This is a genomic window from Nonomuraea sp. NPDC049709 (genome assembly GCF_040674815.1).
GTDB lineage: Bacteria > Actinomycetota > Actinomycetes > Streptosporangiales > Streptosporangiaceae > Nonomuraea.
Genome location: NZ_JBFANM010000037.1, coordinates 80,579 through 100,553 on the forward strand (window position 1 = coordinate 80,579; position 19,975 = coordinate 100,553).

Annotated in this window: 18 protein-coding genes; 3 read left to right on the forward strand and 15 right to left on the reverse strand. The window is 71.9% G+C overall.

The features are described from left to right. The first annotated feature begins 117 nt into the window (after window positions 1–117). Window positions 118–1,026 carry a DNA-processing protein DprA gene (locus AB0J69_RS33070; protein WP_364125325.1) on the forward strand — a complete coding sequence of 303 codons (909 nt, stop codon included), beginning with the start codon at window positions 118–120 and terminating at the stop codon, window positions 1,024–1,026. 173 nt (window positions 1,027–1,199) lie between these two features. Then, window positions 1,200–1,844 (forward strand): hypothetical protein, encoded by a 645-nt coding sequence (locus tag AB0J69_RS33075; RefSeq protein WP_364125327.1) that lies wholly within the window; start codon window positions 1,200–1,202, stop codon window positions 1,842–1,844. A gap of 4 nt (window positions 1,845–1,848) precedes the next feature. Here AB0J69_RS33075 and AB0J69_RS33080 read toward each other — a convergent pair whose 3' ends face one another. The 9 genes from AB0J69_RS33080 to AB0J69_RS33120 all read right to left on the reverse strand — a co-directional run bounded on the left by AB0J69_RS33080 (window position 1,849) and on the right by AB0J69_RS33120 (window position 10,711). Then, window positions 1,849–3,165 (reverse strand): NADH-quinone oxidoreductase subunit N, encoded by a 1,317-nt coding sequence (locus AB0J69_RS33080; protein ID WP_364125330.1) that lies wholly within the window; start codon window positions 3,163–3,165, stop codon window positions 1,849–1,851. Then, entirely contained in the window at window positions 3,162–4,628 is a 1,467-nt protein-coding gene (locus AB0J69_RS33085; RefSeq protein WP_364125333.1) for an NADH-quinone oxidoreductase subunit M, read from the reverse strand. Before AB0J69_RS33085 ends, AB0J69_RS33080 begins: the two co-directional genes overlap by 4 nt. Continuing rightward, complete coding sequence (locus AB0J69_RS33090) at window positions 4,625–6,508, reverse strand: proton-conducting transporter membrane subunit (RefSeq protein WP_364125336.1); 1,884 nt, start codon at window positions 6,506–6,508, stop codon at window positions 4,625–4,627. The genes AB0J69_RS33085 and AB0J69_RS33090 overlap by 4 nt, the downstream gene beginning before the upstream one ends. Continuing rightward, window positions 6,505–6,810 (reverse strand): NADH-quinone oxidoreductase subunit NuoK, encoded by a 306-nt coding sequence (gene nuoK / locus AB0J69_RS33095; RefSeq protein ID WP_364125339.1) that lies wholly within the window; start codon window positions 6,808–6,810, stop codon window positions 6,505–6,507. Before nuoK ends, AB0J69_RS33090 begins: the two co-directional genes overlap by 4 nt. Next, window positions 6,807–7,304, reverse strand: a complete 498-nt coding sequence (locus tag AB0J69_RS33100; RefSeq protein ID WP_364125342.1) for an NADH-quinone oxidoreductase subunit J — start codon at window positions 7,302–7,304, stop codon at window positions 6,807–6,809. Before AB0J69_RS33100 ends, nuoK begins: the two co-directional genes overlap by 4 nt. Further along, window positions 7,301–8,269 carry an NADH-quinone oxidoreductase subunit H gene (locus AB0J69_RS33105; protein ID WP_364125345.1) on the reverse strand — a complete coding sequence of 323 codons (969 nt, stop codon included), beginning with the start codon at window positions 8,267–8,269 and terminating at the stop codon, window positions 7,301–7,303. The genes AB0J69_RS33100 and AB0J69_RS33105 overlap by 4 nt, the downstream gene beginning before the upstream one ends. A gap of 44 nt (window positions 8,270–8,313) precedes the next feature. Then, window positions 8,314–9,531, reverse strand: a complete 1,218-nt coding sequence (locus tag AB0J69_RS33110) for a hypothetical protein (RefSeq protein ID WP_364125348.1) — start codon at window positions 9,529–9,531, stop codon at window positions 8,314–8,316. Next, window positions 9,528–9,866: an NADH-quinone oxidoreductase subunit A gene (locus tag AB0J69_RS33115; RefSeq protein WP_364125351.1), complete on the reverse strand. Its 339-nt coding sequence runs from the start codon at window positions 9,864–9,866 to the stop codon at window positions 9,528–9,530. The genes AB0J69_RS33110 and AB0J69_RS33115 overlap by 4 nt, the downstream gene beginning before the upstream one ends. Before the next feature lie 98 nt (window positions 9,867–9,964). After that, window positions 9,965–10,711: a hypothetical protein gene (locus tag AB0J69_RS33120; RefSeq protein ID WP_364125354.1), complete on the reverse strand. Its 747-nt coding sequence runs from the start codon at window positions 10,709–10,711 to the stop codon at window positions 9,965–9,967. A 152-nt stretch (window positions 10,712–10,863) separates the two neighbouring features. Between AB0J69_RS33120 and AB0J69_RS33125 the strand changes: the two genes are divergently transcribed. After that, a complete protein-coding gene (locus AB0J69_RS33125) occupies window positions 10,864–11,109 on the forward strand; it encodes a hypothetical protein (RefSeq protein WP_364125357.1) in 246 nt (81 codons plus the stop codon). Between the two features lie 204 nt (window positions 11,110–11,313). Here AB0J69_RS33125 and AB0J69_RS33130 read toward each other — a convergent pair whose 3' ends face one another. The 6 genes from AB0J69_RS33130 to AB0J69_RS33155 form a co-directional block, all read right to left on the reverse strand. After that, window positions 11,314–11,883, reverse strand: coding sequence for a nuclear transport factor 2 family protein (locus AB0J69_RS33130; protein WP_364125359.1), 570 nt, complete (start codon window positions 11,881–11,883; stop codon window positions 11,314–11,316). Window positions 11,884–12,318: 435 nt separating this feature from the next. Next, the gene (gene nirD, locus AB0J69_RS33135; RefSeq protein ID WP_364125362.1) at window positions 12,319–12,666 is read right to left on the reverse strand and encodes a nitrite reductase small subunit NirD; all 348 of its coding nucleotides are present in this window, start codon (window positions 12,664–12,666) and stop codon (window positions 12,319–12,321) included. Continuing rightward, the gene (gene nirB / locus AB0J69_RS33140; RefSeq protein WP_364125365.1) at window positions 12,663–15,092 is read right to left on the reverse strand and encodes a nitrite reductase large subunit NirB; all 2,430 of its coding nucleotides are present in this window, start codon (window positions 15,090–15,092) and stop codon (window positions 12,663–12,665) included. The genes nirD and nirB overlap by 4 nt, the downstream gene beginning before the upstream one ends. Continuing rightward, a complete protein-coding gene (locus tag AB0J69_RS33145) occupies window positions 15,089–16,483 on the reverse strand; it encodes an FAD-dependent oxidoreductase (protein ID WP_364125367.1) in 1,395 nt (464 codons plus the stop codon). Before AB0J69_RS33145 ends, nirB begins: the two co-directional genes overlap by 4 nt. Then, window positions 16,480–18,546, reverse strand: coding sequence for a molybdopterin-dependent oxidoreductase (locus tag AB0J69_RS33150; protein WP_364125369.1), 2,067 nt, complete (start codon window positions 18,544–18,546; stop codon window positions 16,480–16,482). Before AB0J69_RS33150 ends, AB0J69_RS33145 begins: the two co-directional genes overlap by 4 nt. Then, window positions 18,533–19,843 carry an MFS transporter gene (locus AB0J69_RS33155; protein WP_364125372.1) on the reverse strand — a complete coding sequence of 437 codons (1,311 nt, stop codon included), beginning with the start codon at window positions 19,841–19,843 and terminating at the stop codon, window positions 18,533–18,535. The genes AB0J69_RS33150 and AB0J69_RS33155 overlap by 14 nt, the downstream gene beginning before the upstream one ends. Window positions 19,844–19,975: the final 132 nt, after the last annotated feature.

Consider the following 19,975-nt stretch of genomic DNA (forward strand, 5'->3'; position numbering starts at 1 on the left):
CTCACCTAGTCCCAGCGCTCGTGGACGTGCCGCAGTTGAATGACCCAACCGGACAATGGGCACATGTGTTCGATGTCCAGGATGACGTGAGACCGGTCGAGAGACTAGGCTGGTGATGTGGGCCGGTGGGACGACAGGGAGCGCGCCGCGTTGGTGGCGCTACTTCGGCGCACCTCCACGGAGAAGGGCGAGCGCGAGCTCGTCCAGCGACTCGCCGATGATGATGCATCGCCGGTGATGGTGCTGCGCGAGCACCTGGCGCCCGTCGACCTGTTCTCGGACCCCCTTGAAGAGGCTATCGCCAGGGCCACGGAGGAGATCACGTCCTGCGAACGGGGTGGCATCCAGGTGATCACTCTGGGTGATGATCATTACCCACACCGCCTCCGCGACGTGTTCGACCGGCCCCCGCTACTCTTCGCCCGTGGGGCGGTCCGCGCTGAGGACGACGGGGTGGCGGTGGTCGGTTCCAGAGCGGTCTCATCAGAAGGCCGGGCCATCACGGCCGAGTTGGCCACGCGACTCGTGGAGCGTGGCCTTACCGTGGTCTCGGGCCTGGCCGCGGGCGTCGACACGGCCGCACATCAGGCCGCACTCCGCGCGGGCGGCCGAACGGTGGCCGTCATAGGCACGGGGATCCGCAAGCATTTCCCCCCCGAGAATCGCGATCTTCATCGGGAGGTCGCCGAGCAAGGGGCGGTGTTCTCTCAGTTCTGGCCGGACAGAGCGCCGGACAAGACAACGTTCCCGCTGCGCAACGGCACGATGTCGGGCTACAGTTTGGCGACGATCATCGTCGAGGCCGGTGAGCGGAGCGGGACCCGCATCCAGGCGCGCAAGGCGGTGGAACACGGTCGGCCCGTGATTTTGATGCGCTCCGTGCTCGACCACACCGAGTGGGGACGGGTCACCGCAGGCAAGCCCGACGTCCACGTGGCTCAGGACACCCACGAGGCGATGGCCATCGTCGATGAGCTGCTGGACCGTCCCAAGCAGCTTGAGAGTTTCCTTTCCGGGATTGGCTGACTCCATTGTCGGAGACATCACCGGCACTCCGGCAGATGATTCGTGAGCGGCTTGGCGCGGTCATGTCGAACCCTCTCCGCATACCGGATGTCACGTGCGACATCTGCACAGGTCCCGTCTCCCCGCAATACAGGCGGTGCTACCGGTGCAATGTGGATGCCCGCCGAGGACAAGTGCCCGTCGCGGGCCGGGTCGTACCGTTGAGCTATGCCATTGTGGGCACCCAGGCGGACCGGGACATGTACCGGTACAAAGATCCGATGCCCGAAGCCCAGCGGCTCCGAAATCCCTCTTACCAGCGGCTACTTCTTCTCCTTCTGGGATTCTCCCGTACCCACGCGCCGTGTCTCGACAACGTGGCCGCCACGCCCGTCACAGGTGTGACGACGGTTCCCTCGCTTCGGGGGCGTACCGGCATCCACCCCCTCGCCACGCTGGCAGCCGTCCTTCCGGATCGCTGGGCCCGGCTGAAGCTCGAAGCCGCTCCCGACATTCCTGAGGCGCAGCGACGAGAGGCTCGGCCCGAGCACTTCATCGTGCCTGATCCTGCGGCAGTGGCAGGCAGGCACATCGTCGTACTGGAGGACACCTGGGTCCAGGGCGGGCACGCGCAGTCCGCAGCCGCCGCGCTCCTGCTCGGGCGAGCCGCGGATGTGACCATCGTGGTCATCGCACGCCGAATCCGCACCGACTTCCAGCGATCGCTCGTGGAAGTCTCCCTGCAGCGGATTCTCACCGACCGCGAATATTCCGTGGACGTCTGCCCCGTCACGGGTGACGGCTGCCACTCGCCGTTAGCTCCTCGGCCCACGCCGTAGGCCGTCATGCGATGAGCAGGACGACACCCGCCGCGATCCCCAGCACGAGAGAACCTGCCGCGGCCATGAGTGCGACGGCGCCCGTCCGGCTCTCCCCGGCTCCGCCCTCCTGGGCGAACACCGGCCGGATCCAGCGCAGGTAGTAGAAGACGCTGGCCACCGTGTTGGCGGCGGCCAGGACCGCCAGCCAGGCGTACCCCCCGTCCCAGGCCGCCGCGAACATCAGCAGCTTGCCGGCGAAGACGGCCGTCGGCGGGGTTCCGACGAGCCCCAGTAGGCACACGACCAGGGCGAAGGCCGTCCACGGCGACCGTCTGGCCAGCCCGGCGTAGTCGGCCAGGGTGTCCGTGCCCGCCGTGGCCACGACGGCGAAGGCGCCCAGGTTCGTGATCGCGTACGCGGCCAGGTAGAACAGCAGCGCCGGCTCCGCCAGGTCCGTACGCCCGGCCACGGCCACCGGGACCAGCAGGTAGCCGGCCTGACTGACCGTCGAGTACGCCAGCAGGCGGCGCACGTTGTCCTGGTGGAAGGCGGCCAGGTTGCCCAGCGTCATCGTGGCCGCCGCGACGACTGCGAGCAGCGCGGGCTCGTCGAACACCCCGGACGCCAGCCGGTACAACGCCGCCAGCGCCCCGATCTTGGGCACTGTCGTCACGAACGCCGCCACCGGCCGCGACGCCCCCTCCGCCACGTCGGGCACCCAGAAGTGGGCGGGCACCCCGCCGGCCTTGAACAGCAGCCCGGCCAGCAGCAGGACCGCCGCCACGGCGGGGGCGCGGGTCTCGGGGTAGGCGGTGGCGCCGGAGGAGCCGTACGCGATCGTGACGCCGGCCAGCATGAGCACGCCGAGGAAGGCGCCCATCAGGTAGTACTTGAGCGCCGCCTCGGTGCCCGGCGCGTCCTTGGCGAACCCGGCCAGCGCGTACGCGGGAATGCTCGCCAGTAGGTACGCCGCCACGAGCACGAGCAGGTCCCCCGCCCCCGCCATGGTGATCGTGCCGAGGGCGGCCAGCGCGACCAGCGTGTAGAGCTCGCTCTCCCGCGTGTCCCCCCTGGCCCGGCCGGCGGCCAGGCAGATGACGAGGATGGTGGCGAGGGCGACGGTGAGGCGGGTGACGTTCGTGACGCGGTCCACGACGTACCCGTCGAAGGCCATCGTCTCGGGGTTCATCGTGGTTGCGGCGGCCGCGCCGGCCAGTGCCACCCCGTTGGTCCAGGCCACCACGCGCTGGCGATCACGCGCCACGAACAGGCCCGTGACCAGCCCGGCCACCGCGCCCGCCAGGATCAGCAGCTCGGGAAGCAGCGCCAGGGGGCTCATCGGCCGGCCAGCGTCACGACGGCCTGGGCGGCGGGCTCGATCAGGTCGAGCAGCCAGCGCGGCGCGATGCCGATGACCAGCGACAGGGCCAGCAGCGGGGCGATCGCGGCCGACTCGTGCGGGCGCAGGTCGCCGACCCGGCCGGTCAGCTCGCCCGGCTCGCCGAGGAAGGCCCGGTGCAGCATCCGCAGCAGCAGGGCCGCCGTGATGAGGATGCCGGTGAGGGAGACCGCGCCCGCGACCGCGGCGCCCGCCCCGATGACGCCGGTGAAGATCTGAAATTCCGCGATAAATCCGGAAAAGCCGGGAAGGCCCAGCGAGGCGAATGCCGCCATCGCCGTCAGCCCGCTCAGGACGGGCGCCTTGCCGGCGATCCCGCCATATTTACCGATCTGGTAGCTCCCGGCCCGGTCCCACAGGACGCCGGAGATCAGGAACAGCGCGCCGGTGATGAGACCGTGGCTGACCATCTGGGTGACGGCCCCGCTCACCGCCAGCTCCCGCGCCGCCCGGCCGCCGCTCAGCCCGGCCGCGCCGAGGGCCAGGACGATGTAGCCCATGTGGTTCACGGAGGTGTAGGCGATCAAGCGTTTCAGGTTCTCCTGGGCGAGGGCGACCAGGGCGCCGTACAGGACGCTGAGGACCCCGATCACGATGACCACCCAGGCGTACGCCCGCCACTGCCCCGGCAGCATGGGCACGGCGATGCGCGCCAGGCCGTACGTGCCCAGCTTGAGCAGCACCCCGGCCAGGATCGCCGAGCCGGCGGCGGGCGCGTCGGTGTGGGCGGGCGGCAGCCAGGTGTGCACGGGCACGACCGGCGTCTTCACCGCGAGCCCGACCCCCACGGCGAGCAGCACCGGCGCGCCGGCCGGCGGCGGGTTCGCGATCAGGTCGGCCATGTCGAACGTGTGCGGCTCGGCGGCGAGGTAGAGGCCGATGAAGCCGAGCAGCAGCGCCAGCGAGCCGAGGAAGGTGTACAGGAAGAACTTCAGCCCCGACCGCGCCCGGTCCCCGTGCCCCCAGCCGACGATCACGAAGTACATGCCGACGATCGCCAGGTCGAAGAAGACGAAGAACAGCAGCAGGTCGAGCGCCGCGAACACGCCGAGGCAGACGGTCTGCAGGAACAGGAACAGCGCCGCGTACGCCCGGGGCCGGTGGGTCTCGCGGAGCGAGTAGACGGCGCAGAGGAGGAACAGCAGCGAGGTCATCGCGATCAGCGGCAGCGACAGGCCGTCCACCCCGACGTGGTAGCCGGCGCCGACGGAGGGGATCCAGCGCAGCCTGGTCTCGTACGCGGTGCCGCCGCCGTACCCGGCCCACATGGCGACGACCAGGGCCAGGTCGGCGGCGGTGGCGGCGATCCAGATCCAGGTGGCCGCCCGCGCGCCGAGCCGGGGCAGGGCCAGCAGCGCGGCGGCCGCCAGGGGCAGGAAGATCACGATGGAGAGCACGCTCACCTCAGGATGGCGAATGCGACGGCCAGCACGATCAGCGCGACGGCCGCCTGGGCGAAGTAGAGGTGTACCTGGCCGGTCTGCGGGCGCCGGGCCAGCGCGCCGAGGCGGCCGGCCGTGGCGGCGACCGCCCGTACGGCGCCGTCCAGCCCGGCCTCGAACGGGGCCCTGACGATCCGGGCGGCGCCCAGGCCCGCGCGGGGCACCGCCGCCACGGCGGCGTCGACCGCCCGGTCGTCGAACGCCCCGGCCGCCCCGGCCACCGCCCTGCCCGCCCGGGCGGCACCGTGCACGCCCGCGTCCAGCACCCGGTCGTCGAACCGGGCGAGCGCCCGGGCCAGCGCCATGACCGGCCGCGCGACCAGTACGACGGCCGCCCGCTCCAGACCCAGCCACCCGCCGAGCACCCCGCCCGCCAGCCGCGCCGGGACGATGACCGCACCGGGCCGAATCAGGATCACGACGGCCATGACGGCGAGCGCCAGGCCGCCGGACAGCGCGAGGCCGCCGATCGTGGGCGCGGCGGCGCCGGGATCGCCGACCAGCCGCCCCCATGCCTCGAACACCGCGGGCACCCCCACCACCCCGAGCCCGGCGGCGGCCAGGGCGAGCACCGGCATCGGCGCCCGCTCCCACCCCGTCACCGGCCGGCCTGGCGGGCGACCGCCGGCGGGCCGCCCCCAGACCGCGACCAGCACCCTGGCCGAGTACGCGGCGGCCAGCAGCCCGGCCACGAGCAGCACCGCGTACAGCCCGGGCTCCCGCGCCGCCCCCAGGATCGTGTCCTTGGTCACCCACAGCGACAGCGGCGGCACCCCCGCCAGCGCCACCGCCCCCACCCCGAACGCCACCCCCACCACCGGATCCCGCCGTCCCGCCCCACCCAGCCCGCGCAACTCCTCCGTCCCGAGCGCCGACAGCCAGGCCCCGGCCCCGAGGAAGAGCAGGCTCTTGACGGCGGCGTGCGCGACGAGGTGCGCGACACCCCCGGCGACGGCCGGCAGCCCCGCCGCCACCACCATGAACCCGAGCTGCGCACACGTGGAGGCGGCCAGGAGCTGCTTGAGATCGCGCTGCGCGATCGCGACGGCCCCGAGCAGCAGCGCCGTCAGCGCCCCCGCCCAGGTCACCACGACCGCCGCCCACCCGGTGGCGGCGAGCAGCGGCTGCACCCGCAGCAGCAGGTACGCCCCCGCCGCCACCATCGTCGCCGAATGCAGCAGCGCGGACACCGGGCTGGGCCCGGCCATCGCCCGCGACAGCCAGAACGAGAACGGCAGCTGCGCCGACTTCCCCAGCGCCGCCAGCACGATCCCGCCCGCCACCAGATCCCGCCACGGAGCCTGCGGCAGCCCCGACAGCACCAGAGCACCGCCCCCTGCCATGGCCGCCCCGGCCGCGAAATAGAGGCCCAGATCCCCGGCCCGGGTGGTGAGGAAGGCGACGGTGCCGGACCGGACCCGTCCCGGGTCGTGCCACCAGTAGCCGATGAGCGCGTACGACATGGCGCCCATGACCTCCCACCCCATCAGCAGCAGCAGGAGGTCCGTGGCCGTGACCGTCACCAGCATCGCGCCCAGGAAGATCAGCATGAGCCCGTGGAACCTGGCCTCCCGCAGCTCCCCCGCCGCGAACACCAGCACGGCCAGCCCCGCCGCCGCCACCGTGATCACCATGACGGCCGACAGCCCGTCCACGGCCAGCCCCTCGTGGAAGAGCAGCCGGGTGGTGACGGCGGGCCTGGTCACGGCCGCGTGCGCGGCCAGCGCCAGCGTCAGCGCGGCCACGGGGATCGCCACGGCCCGGCCCGCCCGCCGTACGAGCAGGAGGGCTCCACCCGCGCCGATGGGCAGCAGGGGCAGGAGCCACAGGAGAGCGCTCACCCTTTGAGGTCTCCGGCGTCGTCGGTCATGTCCACGTCGCGCGCGCGGAAGATCGCGGTGGTGACCGCGAAGCCCATGGCCATCTCGAGCGCCATGACCGTGACGGCGACCAGCACGAGGACCTGGCCGTCGGCGGTCTGGGGCGCGACGAAGTACCAGAAGGCGCCGCCGGCCACGATCAGCCCGTTGATCATGAGTTCGAGGCCCATCATGAGCATGACGATGGACTGCTGGGACAGGGCGCCGTACAGGCCGACGGAGAACAGCGCGGCGGCCAGGAGGAGGAAGGCCTCGAGCGTCATCGGTCGTACCGCCCCCGGTGGGTCGCCAGCACTACGGTGGAGATCATCGTCGCCAGGATGGCCACACCGATGACCATCATCACGAGCATCTTCGGCCCCATGATCGACAGGCCGAGCGCGCGCGTGGGGTCGGCGGGCGGCCGCCCCTTCCGTTCGGGCCACGGGGCCAGGAACACCCCCGCGGCCAGCAGCACGAAGACGGCCCCCGCGATCAGCGCGGCGCCCCGGGGGTTGTGCACCATCTTCATGGGCGTCAACCCGCCCGGGTTCATCATGTACATGATCATGAAGACCGCCATGACCAGCATCTCCATGACCATCATCAGGATCACCAGCACGCCCACGTAGTGCAGATCGACCAGCAGCAGCGTCCCGCCCACGGCCAGCAGCGAGGCCAGCAGCGCGAACGTGGCCCGCGCCATCGAGTCGACCACGAAGACGGCCACGCCGCTCGCCACGGCGAGGACGGCGAGCACCCAGAAGGCCACGCTCACGGCAGCACCACGATTCCGACGACCAGCGTCTGCACGAGCGCGAGCGGGATCAGCACCACCCACGCGAACTCGGTGAACCGATCCATCCGTACGGCCGGGACCCGGTGCTTGACCAGCACCAACACGCACAACACGGCCACGGTCTTGATCGCCGCCCACGCCCAGCCGGCCAGCACCGGCCCCGCGCCGCCGCCCAGGAACAACGGCACCGCGGCGGCGGCCACGACGACCAGCAGCGCGTACCGGCCGATCGTGAACAGCAGCCGGTCGGCCCCCGCCAGCTCCGCGGGCACCCCGCCGGCCACGTCCCGGCCCAGCGGCTGCCCCAGGGGACCCCAGAACGCCATCGCCGCCGCCGAGATCAGGTAGACCACGAACGCGACGGGCATCCACACCACGAACCAGAGCTCCCGCTGAGCCGCCACCACATCCGCGATCCGCAACGACCCCGCCCCCAGCGCCACCGTGATCAGCGCGAACATGTGCGGCAGCTCGTAGCTCAGCCCCTGCACCAGGAACCGGTAGCCGCCGATCAGCGGGTACACCGAGTTGACCCCCCACCCGACCAGCCAGAGGGCACCCCAGACGCACACCTCCATGGCGTTGAACCAGACGATCCCGACGCTCGTGTCGAGCACGGGCGCCTCGCCGACGGGCAGCACGACGGCGGCCAGGAGGGCGGCGAGGAGCAGGGCGACGATGCCGGTACGGACGAGCAGGGCATCGGGTACGAGCGTGCGCCGCCGCCGCTGCGTCACCAACCGCGCCACCTCCCCCAACGGCACCCCCGCGGCACCCCGCACCACCTCCCACCACCCCGCCCCGCCGGCACCCCGCAGCGGCCCCCCGGCACCACGCCGCGCCCCGCCCAGCCCGGCATCGAGCGCGGCGGCCCCCCACCCGAGCACCACCAGCCCGAGCACCAGCCGCACCGCCTCACCCACGGCGCACACCTGCGCGCTCACTCACGGGCTCACTCACGCGCTCACCCACGGGCTCACCTACGCGCTCACTCACTGGCCACCGCCGGCCCGGCGGGCAACTGTTCGACGTCCGGATCGAGGCTCGCCACGACCAACCGCCCCACGGCCAGCTCGGCCCCGGCGAGCAGCCCCGGCAACAGCGAAAGCGCCGCCACGGGCGTGGACCCATCGAAGTGCCCGGCCGCCCCCGCGCGCGTGCGTCCGTCCAGGGCGTCGAGAGCGGCCCCCGCCGAGTCCAGCCACCGATACGCCCGATCGAGCACGTCCCCCCGCATCCATCCCGGCCCGCCGTCGACCACCCCCGCCCCCCGAAGCATCCACCGCAGCACCCGGGAGCGCCGCACCCGCCGGGAGAACCGCTCGTAGTCGCGTCTCACCGAGGCGGCGGAGGAGCCCGCGAGCAGCCGGTCCCGGAGCGACCGGGCGTCCCTGGCCGCCGCGGGCCACCCGGCGACGCCGAGCAGCCGCCCGAGGCTGTCCAGGCGAGCCGCCGCCGCCCGCCGCCCCGCCTCCTCCCGGCGCACCCCGCCCGCCCGCCGCCGGGGCTCGTCCCAGAACCCCACGCCACCGGGGCGGCCCGGCGGTACGACCCGTACGACGGCCTCCTGGATCACATCCCCCTGCATCACGGTCTCGACCACGAGCCCGGCGGGCCAGTCGGCCAGCACGGGCCCCAGCGGCACGTGCAGCCGATCCAGCTGCAGCCCGTCCCGATCCGGCCCCCGCGCCGCCATGCCCACCCCACCGGCCGCCCCCATGTGCCCGTCGCCGCCGTGCGTCCGCTCACCTGGCGGCCCCGCAGATCGGTCGCCGCCCGCCACACCCGACATCCCCGCAGGTCGGTCGGCGCCCCGCGCACCCGACATCCCCGCAGGTCGGTCGGCGCCCCGCGCACCCGACATCCCCGCAGGTCGGTCGGCGTCCTGGGCCCGTTCGTCGCCCAGCACCTCGACGGCCCTGTCCAAGGCGGCGGCGACCTCGCTCTCCGGCACGTCCGGCGCCAGCTCGGCCAGCGCCCGGGGCCCCGGCATGTCGTCCCAGACGTGGTCCACGGCCGCCGCCATCTCGTCCCCGGGAGTCCCGCACACCACCAGCACCCCCGCCTCGGCCGGGGCCCGGGCGGCCGCCCACCCCCGCCGCCCGGCCTCGGCCTCGGCGAGCAACCGGACCCGGGTCCCGTACGGGCATCCCACGACCAGGACCCGCGGCCGGACGGCGGCCCGCCGCAGCAACCACCCGCTCACACCCACCGGAACGCCCCCTCCCGCCAGGCGTAGAGCACCCCCACCAGCAACAACGCCAGGAACGCGAACATCTCCACGACCGCCATGGCCCCCACCTCGGCCACCACGAACGCCCACGGGTACATGAAGATCATCTCCATGTCGAAGGCGAGAAAGATCAGCGTCACCGCGTACCACCGCACGTGGAACCGGGACAGCGCGTGCTCCCTGGGCCGCGACCCCGACAGGAAGGGCCCCGCCCGCACCACCCCCCGGGGCGCGAGAAAGGCGGACACGGCATAGACCCCGGCGACCCCCACGGCGAGCAGCGCCACGAGCCCCAGCACCGCACCCATCAACCCCACCCCCCGACGCGAGAACGAGAGCCGGGGTGCGCCCCGACGGGTGCCGCTCGGGAAAACGGCGTCGCGGGCGCACCCCGGCGGTCTGCCCCCTACCCAGAAATGACGATGGTGTCCTCCTTCTCGTCAACCGGCGGATCGGGCTCGTCGTCCCTCCGCCGGGTCAGGAGCCGGAGCGCCGCCACCGCCAGCGCAGCCCCGCCGATGGCGGCGAGCAGCAGCGTGTACGGGGGCACCCCACCGGCCTCCTCGACCCGCGCCGAAGAAGCCGGTGCCTCCGCCGGGGTCGACGCCAGGGTCGAAGCCGCTGCCGACGCCGGGGCCGACACCGGAGGAGCTGACGCCTGTGCCGGCGCGGCCGCCGCCGTGCCGGGCTCGAAGCCGGGCGGGCGCACGTCGCCCCAGTGGTTCTTGGCGCCGTCGACAGGCCCCGCCACCAGGTCAGGAGGCACGGGGTTGATCCGCAGCGAGCCGGGAACGGTGAGCGTCCCCACCTCGTACGGCCGGAACCACCCCTGTAGGCCCTCCACCTTCCACACGCCCTCGGGCACCACCACGGACGTCGCGTAGTGGGCGGCCTCGGGCAGGGCCGTCCCCTCGAACGTCACGCTCTCGCCGTCCGCCCGCGTGAGCCGCAGCGCGACGGGGTCCAGCTTGCCCACGAACGGGTGGGTGCCGTGCTGCAGCACCCAGAACCCCAGCGCGTACGACTGACCGGCCTCGAACCGGGACGGCGGCGGATCCAGGTACGTCACCGCCCACCCGCCGGCGGCCGCGGCCGGGACGGCTCCGGCGGCCAGCGCCACCGCCGCGGCCAGCGCGACAAGGATCTTCCTCATGAGACCACCTCCGGTCTACATACACCGGTGGCCGGGCCCAGGTTCTCGGGCGCCGCGCGAAAGGTGCGACATTTCCCGATACGGCGCGCACAATAGCGGCAGCACAATGAAGACAGAAGCGAGAATTCGGGAGGAGCGAGGAGGCTTGCGCCGTGTCCGCCGCCAGCCGCGAATATCTGACCGCGATGCTCGACGTGCTCGTTTACGAGAACGTATTGGTTGCCTGGCGACGAACGCCGCTGGGCGGCTACATGATCGTCTCACACGAGGGCGAGGAGATCCGGTTGACCGCGCAACAAGCCGCGATGTGGACGCAGGGCGCCTTCGCCGTGTACCTCGCCCTGGTGGATCAGCGCCGCATCAGACCGCGCATTCCCGGCGACAACCCGCAAAATTAACCCAAGCCCCCAAAAGCCCATATTTCCGGATATGACGAGCCTTAACCGCGCGGTATACGGCTAGTTACCTCCAGGCGTTTCGACCCCGGAATGGCCGCCGGTGGCGACGGATCGGCCGGGAAGAGGGAAGACCCCCAACCCGGGAAACGCCGCCACCCCGCCCCGGGAGCACCCCGATCGGGAGCTCTCAACCGAGCAGGCGCCTCAGGATGCCTGGTTGTTCATGAACTGCGCGATCTTCCACTCCCCGCCGTCCCGCGTGAGCACGAACAGCTCCCGGTAGTTGTCGCCCCCCTGCTTGCTCGTCGAGCGGACGATCGCGTCGTCGCTGCCGGCCGTACGCGCCTCGTCGATGGTGTGCGTGGCCTTCCCCATGTCGTTCGCGCCCTGCAGCTGCTTCTGGAACAGGGTGCGGATCGCCTGGCTGCCCTCCGCCGTGGCCTCCCCGTCCACGGCGGCGATCCCGTCGTCGGCGAACGAGCTGACGACCTGGTCCACGTTCCCCGACTTGAGGGCGTTGAAGTAGCCCTGGACGGCCGACTGCGCCTGGCCGCCGGCCCCGGTCTCGGTCGGCGTGGCCTCGCCGGTGTCCGTGGCTTCGGGAGAGGAGGTGTCGGTCTCCTCCGGTGGCATGGAGTCCATGTCGGTGGGCGTGCCGGGGCTCGCCGCCCCCTTCATCGCCTGCGTGTTGCTCCCGGCGGAGCAGCCCGCGACGAGGAGGGCGGGGACGATCGCGGCCAGCAGGAGTGCCCTGCGCTGAGAAATCTTGCTCATGACCGCTTTGATGCCCGCGACCGTCGGCGGCGAATGCGGGGTTTAGGCACTCCGCACGACCCCTTTGCCTGGTCCGGGTATTACCCACCGTAACGGTTCACTGGAATTGGCGAGACAGGTCAGTGCCGTGATCGTTGTCGTCCCGAGACCGGAGCGAACGGGAGCGCCGATACCGTCCATCCAGTGCCGCGAACCCAGGCGAACCCCGAACCTCTCCCCCAGCGCGAGGAAGCCGAACGTTGTGAAAGCGTCGAGTCCGGACGTCGATGCGTGCTTCCGGCGGCCCACCGCAGCCCGCATGTCTATCCCCCGGTGGAAGCGGGCGCCGCGGAGACCGAGAGCCTAGCCTGACGTTCGCCCGCATCGCAGCCGATACGCAAGAAAGACCGGACCCCAGGCCGTACGACCTGGGGCCGGTCCTCGCCGGGAAGTTCGCTAGACGCCTACCTCCACCCGCTGCTCCAGGCTGACCTCCACGTGCCCGCCAGTGCCCACCCGCACGGAGTAGACCGGCACCGACACGCCATCGTCGTCCAGGCAGCGCCCCGTCACCAGCGAGAACACCTGCTTGTGCAGCGGGGAGGCGACCGTCGGCTCGCCCTTCCTGGTGCCGACGATGCCGCGGGAGAGCACGTAGGCCCCGCTGAAGGGGTCGAGGTTGTCCAGCGCGTGCAGGTCGCCGTCGTAGGTGCGGAAGACGGCCACCTGGACGCCCTCCACCAGGGCGCAGACGCCGCGTTCCGGCGGCAGTACGTCGTAGGCGCAGATCGTCGTCCAGTTCATCGGGCCATCACCGGCTTGATCTGGCCGCGCTCGTTGCCGAACACGATCGACGGGTCGGGCATCCCGGGGGCGTTGACGAAGCTGACGAACCTGCTCAGCTTCTCCGGGTCGTCCAGCGTGGCCTGCCACTCGTCGGCGTACGTGGCGATGTGGTGCTCCATCTGCGCGTCCAGGTCGGCGCAGATGCCGAGCGAGTCTTCCATGATCACCTCGCGGAGGTAGTCGAGCCCGCCGTCCAGCGACTCGAGCCAGGCGGCGGTGCGTTGCAGCCGGTCTGCGGTGCGGATGTAGAACATCAGGAACCTGTCGATGGTCCTGATCAGCTCGTCGGTGGACAGGTCGTTGGCCAGCAGGTCGGCGTGGCGGGGCTTGAAGCCGCCGTTGCCGCCGACGTACAGGTTCCAGCCCTGCTCGGTGGCGATGATGCCGAAGTCCTTCGACCGGGCCTCGGCGCACTCGCGGGCGCAGCCGGAGACGGCCGACTTCAGCTTGTGCGGCGAGCGCAGGCCGCGGTAGCGCAGCTCCAGCGCGATCGCCATGCCCACCGAGTCCTGCACGCCGTAGCGGCACCAGGTCGAGCCCACGCACGACTTCACCGTGCGCAGCGCCTTGCCGTACGCGTGCCCCGACTCGAACCCGGCGTCCACCAGCCGCCGCCAGATCTCCGGCAACTGCTCGACCCGGGCCCCGAACAGGTCGATGCGCTGCCCGCCGGTGATCTTCGTGTAGAGGCCGAAGTCGCGGGCCACCTCGCCGATCACGATCAGCTTGTCCGGCGTGATCTCGCCGCCCGGGATGCGCGGGACCACCGAGTACGTGCCGTTCTTCTGGATGTTGGCCAGGAACGCGTCGTTGGTGTCCTGCAGCGCGGCGCGCTCGCCCTCCAGCACGTGCCCGTTGTGCAGCGAGGCCAGGATCGAGGCCACGGCCGGCTTGCAGATGTCGCACCCGCGGCCCTGCCCGTGCTCGGCGATGAGCTGGGAGAACGTCGCGATCTTGCGGACCCGTACGATGTCGAACAGCTCGGCCCGCGAGTACGTGAAGTGCTCGCACAGCGCCTTGCTGACCTCGACGCCCGACTTCTCCAGCAGCTGCTTGAGCATCGGCACGCAGCTGCCGCAGGTCGTGCCGGCCCGCGTGCACGCCTTGATCCCGGGCACGTCGGTGACGCCCTTGTCAGCGATGGCCGTGCGGATGTCGCCCGCGCACACGTTGTTGCACGAGCACACCTGCGCCTCGTCCGGCAGGTCGAGACTCGCGCCGGCCCCGCTGAACAGCAGGTCCGACGGCGAGGCCGGCAGCGCCTTGCCCACGAACGGCCGCAGCGAGGTGTACGGCGAGGCGTCGCCCACGCAGATGCCGCCGAGCAGCGTCTGCGCGTCGTCGCTGATGAACAGCCTCTTGTACACGCCGCCCACCGGGTCCATGTAGGTGACGTCGAGCGCCCCCTCCATCGCCCCGAACTGCGCCACCTCGACGCCCAGCAGCTTGAGCTTCGTGGACATGTCGGCGCCCTCGAACGTCGAGGAGCCGCCCATGATCCCGTCGGCCGCCACCTCGGCCATCGTGTTGCACGGCCCCACGAGCCCGTACACCATGCCGCCGACCAGCGCGCACTCGCCGACCGCGTAGATCGACGGGTCGGAGGTGCGCATCCTGGGGTCGACCACGATGCCGCCCCGCTCGCCCACGTCCAGGCCCGACGACCTGGCCAGCTCGTCGCGCGGCCTGATGCCCGCGGAGAACACCACGACCTGGGCGTCCACCAGCGTCCCGTCGGGCTTGCGCAGCCCGGTCACCTGGCCCGCGCCGTCGGTGACGATCTCCTTGACGCCCGCGCCGGCGTGCACGCTCAGCCCGAGCCCCTCGATGTGCGACTTGAGCACCGAGCCGCCGCCCTCGTCCACCTGGCGCGGCATCAGCCAGGGGCTCATCTCGACGATGTGCGCCTTCAGGCCGAGCGCCCGCAGCGCGTCGGCCGCCTCCAGGCCGAGCAGGCCGCCACCGATCACGACGCCCTCCACGGCGTCCTTGGCGGCCACCCTGATCGCGTCCAGGTCCTCGATGGTGCGGTAGACGAAGGCGTGCTCGGCGCCCGGCACCGGCGGCACGAACGGGGCGGAGCCGGTGGCCAGCACGAGCACGTCGTAGGGCTCGGTGCCGCCGTCCGCCAGCGTGACCAGCCGGGCGTCCCGGTCGATGCCGGTGACCCGGGTGTTCAGCCTGGTCACGATGCCGGCGGGCACCTCGTAGGTGAGGTCCTCGGCACTGGTGCCCGACAGGTAGGAGGTCAGCGCCACCCGGTCGTACGCGGGGCGCGGCTCCTCGCCGATCACGGTCACGGTGCCGTCGAAGCCCTTGCTCGCGAGGGTCTCGACGAGCCGGTGAGCCGTCGGTCCGTACCCTACGACGACGATCCTGTTCATACGGAGACTCCTTCTTGCTCGCACAGCCAGCCGACGATGCCCTCCACGGCGTCGCGGCAGGTCCCGCATCCGGTCGTGGCCCTGGTCGCGGACGCCACCGCGGCCACGTCCCGCGCGCCGGCCTCCCAGCACGCCCTGATCTGGCCCTTGGTCACGTTGTTGCACTGGCAGACCTTGGCCGCGTCCGGCATCAACGTCGGACTGTCGGCCACGGGCGCCGACGACAGCCCGGGGAACAGCAGCCCGGCCCGGTCACCCGGCAGCGGCCCGCCGCGGTCGAACAGCTGGGTGAGCGTGCCGACGGCGTCGCTCTCGCCCAGCAGGATCGCGCCGACCAGCCGGCCGTCGCGGATGACGAGCTTGCGGTAGGTGCCGCGGGCGCGATGGCTGAAGCGCACCACCTCGGCGTGCTCCTCGCCGAGCTGCGTCTCGCCCATCGCGGCCAGCTCGACGCTCTTGGCCTTGAGCCGGGTGACGAGCCGGGAGCCGCGGTAGAGCGCCTTGCCCCCGGTGATGACGTCGGCGGCCACGGACGCCTGCTCCCAGGCGGGCGCGACCAGGCCGTACACGGTGCCGTCGTGCTCGGCGCACTCGCCGATGGCGAAGATCGACGGGTCGTCGGTGCGCAGCTCGTCGTCCACGACGACGCCGCGGCGCACCTCCAGGCCCGCGTCGGCGGCCAGGCCGGTGACCGGGCGGACGCCGCAGGCGAGGACGACGAGGTCGGCCTCGATCAGCTCGCCGTCGTCGAGCCGGACGCCGTCCTCGTCCACGCCGGAGGCGCTGACGCCGGTGCGGATCTCGACGCCGAGCCCGGCCAGCGTCTCGCCGAGCACCTCGCCGGCCTCGACGTCGAGCTGGCGCTCCATGAGGTGCCCGGCCAGGTGCAGCAGCGTGACGGGCAGGCCGCGCCCGGCCAGGCCGCGGGCGGCCTCGATGCCGAGCAGGCCGCCGCCGACGACCACGGCCCTGCGGGCCCGCTCGGCCGACTGCATGATGCGCTCGCAGTCGTCGAGCGTGCGGAACGGGATGGCCCGCTCCACGCCGGGGATCGGCGGCACGATGGCGTCGCTGCCGGTGGCCAGGACCAGCAGGTCGTACGGCTCGCGCCGCCCGTCCTCGGTCACGACGTGCCGGGTCTCCCTGTCGATGTGGGCGACCGCGCTGCCGAAGGCGGCCTCCACGTTGTGCGCCTCGTACCAGGAGGCGTCGACGAGCCGCACCTGGTCGGGCCGGGAGCTGCCGGCCAGCACGTTCGACAGCAGAATCCGGTTGTAGGGCCGGCACGTCTCCGCGCCGAACACGGTGATCTTCATGTGCGGGTCACGGGTGCGCACCTCGCTGACCAGGCGTGACCCGGCCATCCCGTTGCCCACGACGACGAGCCTCATGAGTCCCTCTCCACCCTGACCGCGCAGACCTTGAACTCCGGCATCCTCGACGTCGGGTCGAGGGCCGGATTGGTGAGCCGGTTGGCGCCCTCCCAGTGGAAGGGCATGAACACGGTGTCGCGCCTGATGGCGTCGCTGATGCGGGCGACGGCCTTGGCCTCGCCCCTCCTGCTGCTGACCCGCACGATGTCCCCGGCGGCGATGTCGAGCTGCTCGGCAAGGTCCGGGTGCAGCTCGACGAACGGCTCGGGAGCCGCCTGGACGAGTGGCGCGATCCTGCGGGTCTGGGCGCCGCTCTGGTAGTGGGCGAGCACCCGGCCGGTGCTCAGGTAGACGGGGTAGTCCTCGTCGACCTCCTCGGCCGGGGGCCGGTGCTGGACGGGCACGAACCTGGCCCGGCCGTCCGGGGTGGCGAAGGAGTCGAGGAACGGCCGCGGCGTTCCCGGGTGCCGGGAGGAAGGGCCCTCGTCGGGGCAGGGCCAGAACACGCCGGTCTCGTTCGCGATGCGGTCGTAGGTGATGCCGGAGTAGTCGGCCAGGCCGCCCTGGCTGGCGCGGCGCAGCTCGTCGAACACCTCGGCCGGCTCGGTCTCGAAGTGGTGGCCGAGGCGCTCGGCCAGCCCGGCGATGACGTCCAGGTCGCTCCTGACGCCCTCGGGCGGGGTGACGGCCCGGCGGCGCAGCAGGACGCGGCCCTCCAGGTTCGTCATGGTGCCGGTCTCCTCGGCCCACTGGGTCACGGGGAAGACCACGTCGGCCAGCGCGGCGGTCTCTGACATGACGAAGTCGCAGGCCACGAGCAGGTCGAGCGCGCCGATGCGCTCGGCCACGTGCTCGGCGGCCGGGGCGGAGATGACCGGGTTGGAGCCGAACAGCAGCATCGCCCGCGGCCCGCCGGGAGTGCCGAGGGCGTCGAGCAGCTCGTACGCCGACCGCCCGGGCCCGGGGATCTCCTCGGCCGGGATCCCCCAGATCCGGGCCATGTGCTCCCTGGCCGCCGGGTCGTCGATCTTGCGGTAGCCGGGGAGCTGGTCGGCCTTCTGCCCGTGCTCGCGGCCGCCCTGCCCGTTGCCCTGCCCGGTCACGCACCCGTAGCCGGAGCCGTGGGTGCCGGGCAGGCCCAGCGCGAGGGCCAGGTTGATGAACGCGGTGACGGTGTCGGTGCCCTTGGCGTGCTGCTCGGCGCCGCGCCCGGTCAGGATGTACGCCTTGTCCACCGCGGCCATCGCCCTGACGGCCTGCCGCATCTGGTGGACGGGCACCCCCGTGATCCGCTCGACGCGCTCGGGCCACCAGGAGGCCAGCGAGGTGCGTACCTCGTCGAACCCGGTGGTCCTGGCGGCGACGTACTCCTCGTCCACCAGCTCGTCGGCGATGGCCAGGTGCAGCATCCCGAGGGCCAGCGCCAGGTCGGTGCCGGGCGTGGGCTGCAGGTGCAGCCAGGCCAGCTTGGCCGTCTGGGTGCGGCGCGGGTCGATGACGATCACGCGCGGCCCGGACAGGTGGCGGACGAAGGGCGGCATGGTCTCGGCCACGTTCCCGCCGGCCAGCATGACGACGTCGGCGTCGTCCAGGTCGGTGATCGGGAACGGCATGCCCCGGTCCATGCCGAACGCCCTGGTGGAGGCGGCGGCGGCCGAGGACATGCAGAAGCGGCCGTTGTAGTCGATCTGGCTGGTGCCGAGGGCGACCCTGGCGAACTTGCCCAGCGTGTACGCCTTCTCGTTGGTCAGCCCACCCCCGCCGAACACGGCCACGGCGTCGGGGCCGTGCTCGGCGCGGATGGCGGACAACCGGTACGCCACGTAATCAAGTGCGACGTCCCATTCCACGGGCTCGCCGTGCAGGAGGGGGGTGGTCAGGCGCTCGCCGTTGGTGAGCAGCTCGCCCGCCGTCCATCCCTTCTGGCACAGCGCGCCCGAGGCGTTGGCCGGGATGTCGGTCCGCGGGCTGATGGTCAGCTCGCGGCCGGTCTCCGTGACCTTCCCCGCGGTTATCTCCATGCCGCACTGCAGGGCGCAGTACGGGCAGTGCGTCTTCGTCGTCACATCAGACCCGGGCATGGGCGAGGCTCGCCACCACGTTGACGCCGACCTTGCGGGTGTAGCACCACCAGGTCAGGGCGAAGCAGGACACGTAGAAGAGGCCGAAGGTGAGGAAGGCGGGGGTTGGGGTGCCGGCCGCGGCGAACGACATACCGAACGCGCGGTTGATGAGGAACCCGCCGAGCGCTCCGACCGCCGAGATGATGCCGATGGCGGCCGAGGCCTGGCGCTTGCCGTACAGCAGGGCCTCCTCGCTCTCGCCGCGCTCGGCCACCGCCTTGGCCTGGAAGATGGCCGGGATCATGCGGTAGGTGGAGCCGTTCCCGATGCCGGCGGTGAGGAAGAGCAGCTGGAAGGCCAGGAAGAACATCCAGAAGCTGCCGGAGGTGCTCGCCGCCCAGACCAGCAGCACGCCGCCGCCCATCGCGGCGAAGTTCCACAGCGTGACCGGGGCGCCGCCGAGCCTGTCGGCCAGCAGGCCGCCCAGCGGCCTGATCAGCGACCCCACCAGCGGGCCGACGAAGGCCACCACCGCGAAGGGCGCGTCGGGGAAGAGGCTCTTGCTCAGCAGCGGGAAGGCGGTGGAGTAGCCGATGAACGAGCCGAAGGTGCCGATGTAGAGGAACGACATGATCCAGGTCTGGGCCTTGCCGGCGACCGCGAGCTGCTCGCGGGGGTTGGCCCTGGCGCTGGTCAGATTGTCCATGAAGAACCAGGCGCAGGCGGCGGCGACCACGATGAGCGGGATCCAGAACCAGCCGGCCGCGGCCAGGCCGAGCGAGCCGATCACCAGGGGCATGACGAGCTGGACCGAGCTGACGCCGACGTTGCCGCCGGCGGCGTTCAGGCCGAGCGCGACCCCCTGCTTGTTGCGGGGGTAGAAGTAGGTGATGTTGGCCATGCTTGAGGCGAAGTTCCCGCCGCCGAAGCCGGCCAGCGCCGCGATCACCAGGAAGAGCCAGTAGGGCGTGTCCGGGTTGTTCACCGTCACCCCGAGGAGCACCGCCGGGATGAGCAGCAACGTCGCGCTGACCACGGTGAAGTTGCGCCCGCCGAACTTCGCGGGCCCGAACGTGTAGGGGACCCGCAGGACCGAGCCGATCAGGTTCGGCAGGGCGACCAGCCAGAAGAGCTGGTCGGTGGTGAACTCGTACGACCCCATCTTGGTCGCCACGATGCTCCACAAGGTCCATACGGTGAAGCCGAGGTGTTCGGCAATGATCGAGAAGATCAGGTTGCGCCGTGCGACGCGCTTGCCTGTCTTCTCCCAGAAGGCTGGGTCATCGGGGTGCCACTCGGCGATCCAGCGCGCCATCGACCTCTCCTACGCTCGGCGTCCGGGGATCTCCAAGGTAGGAAGCGCTCGTTACGCACTTTGACCGTGCGTGGCTGTGCGTTCGTTACGTGTGATTCACCTCGGTAACAAGCCACGCACAAGCGTCACATC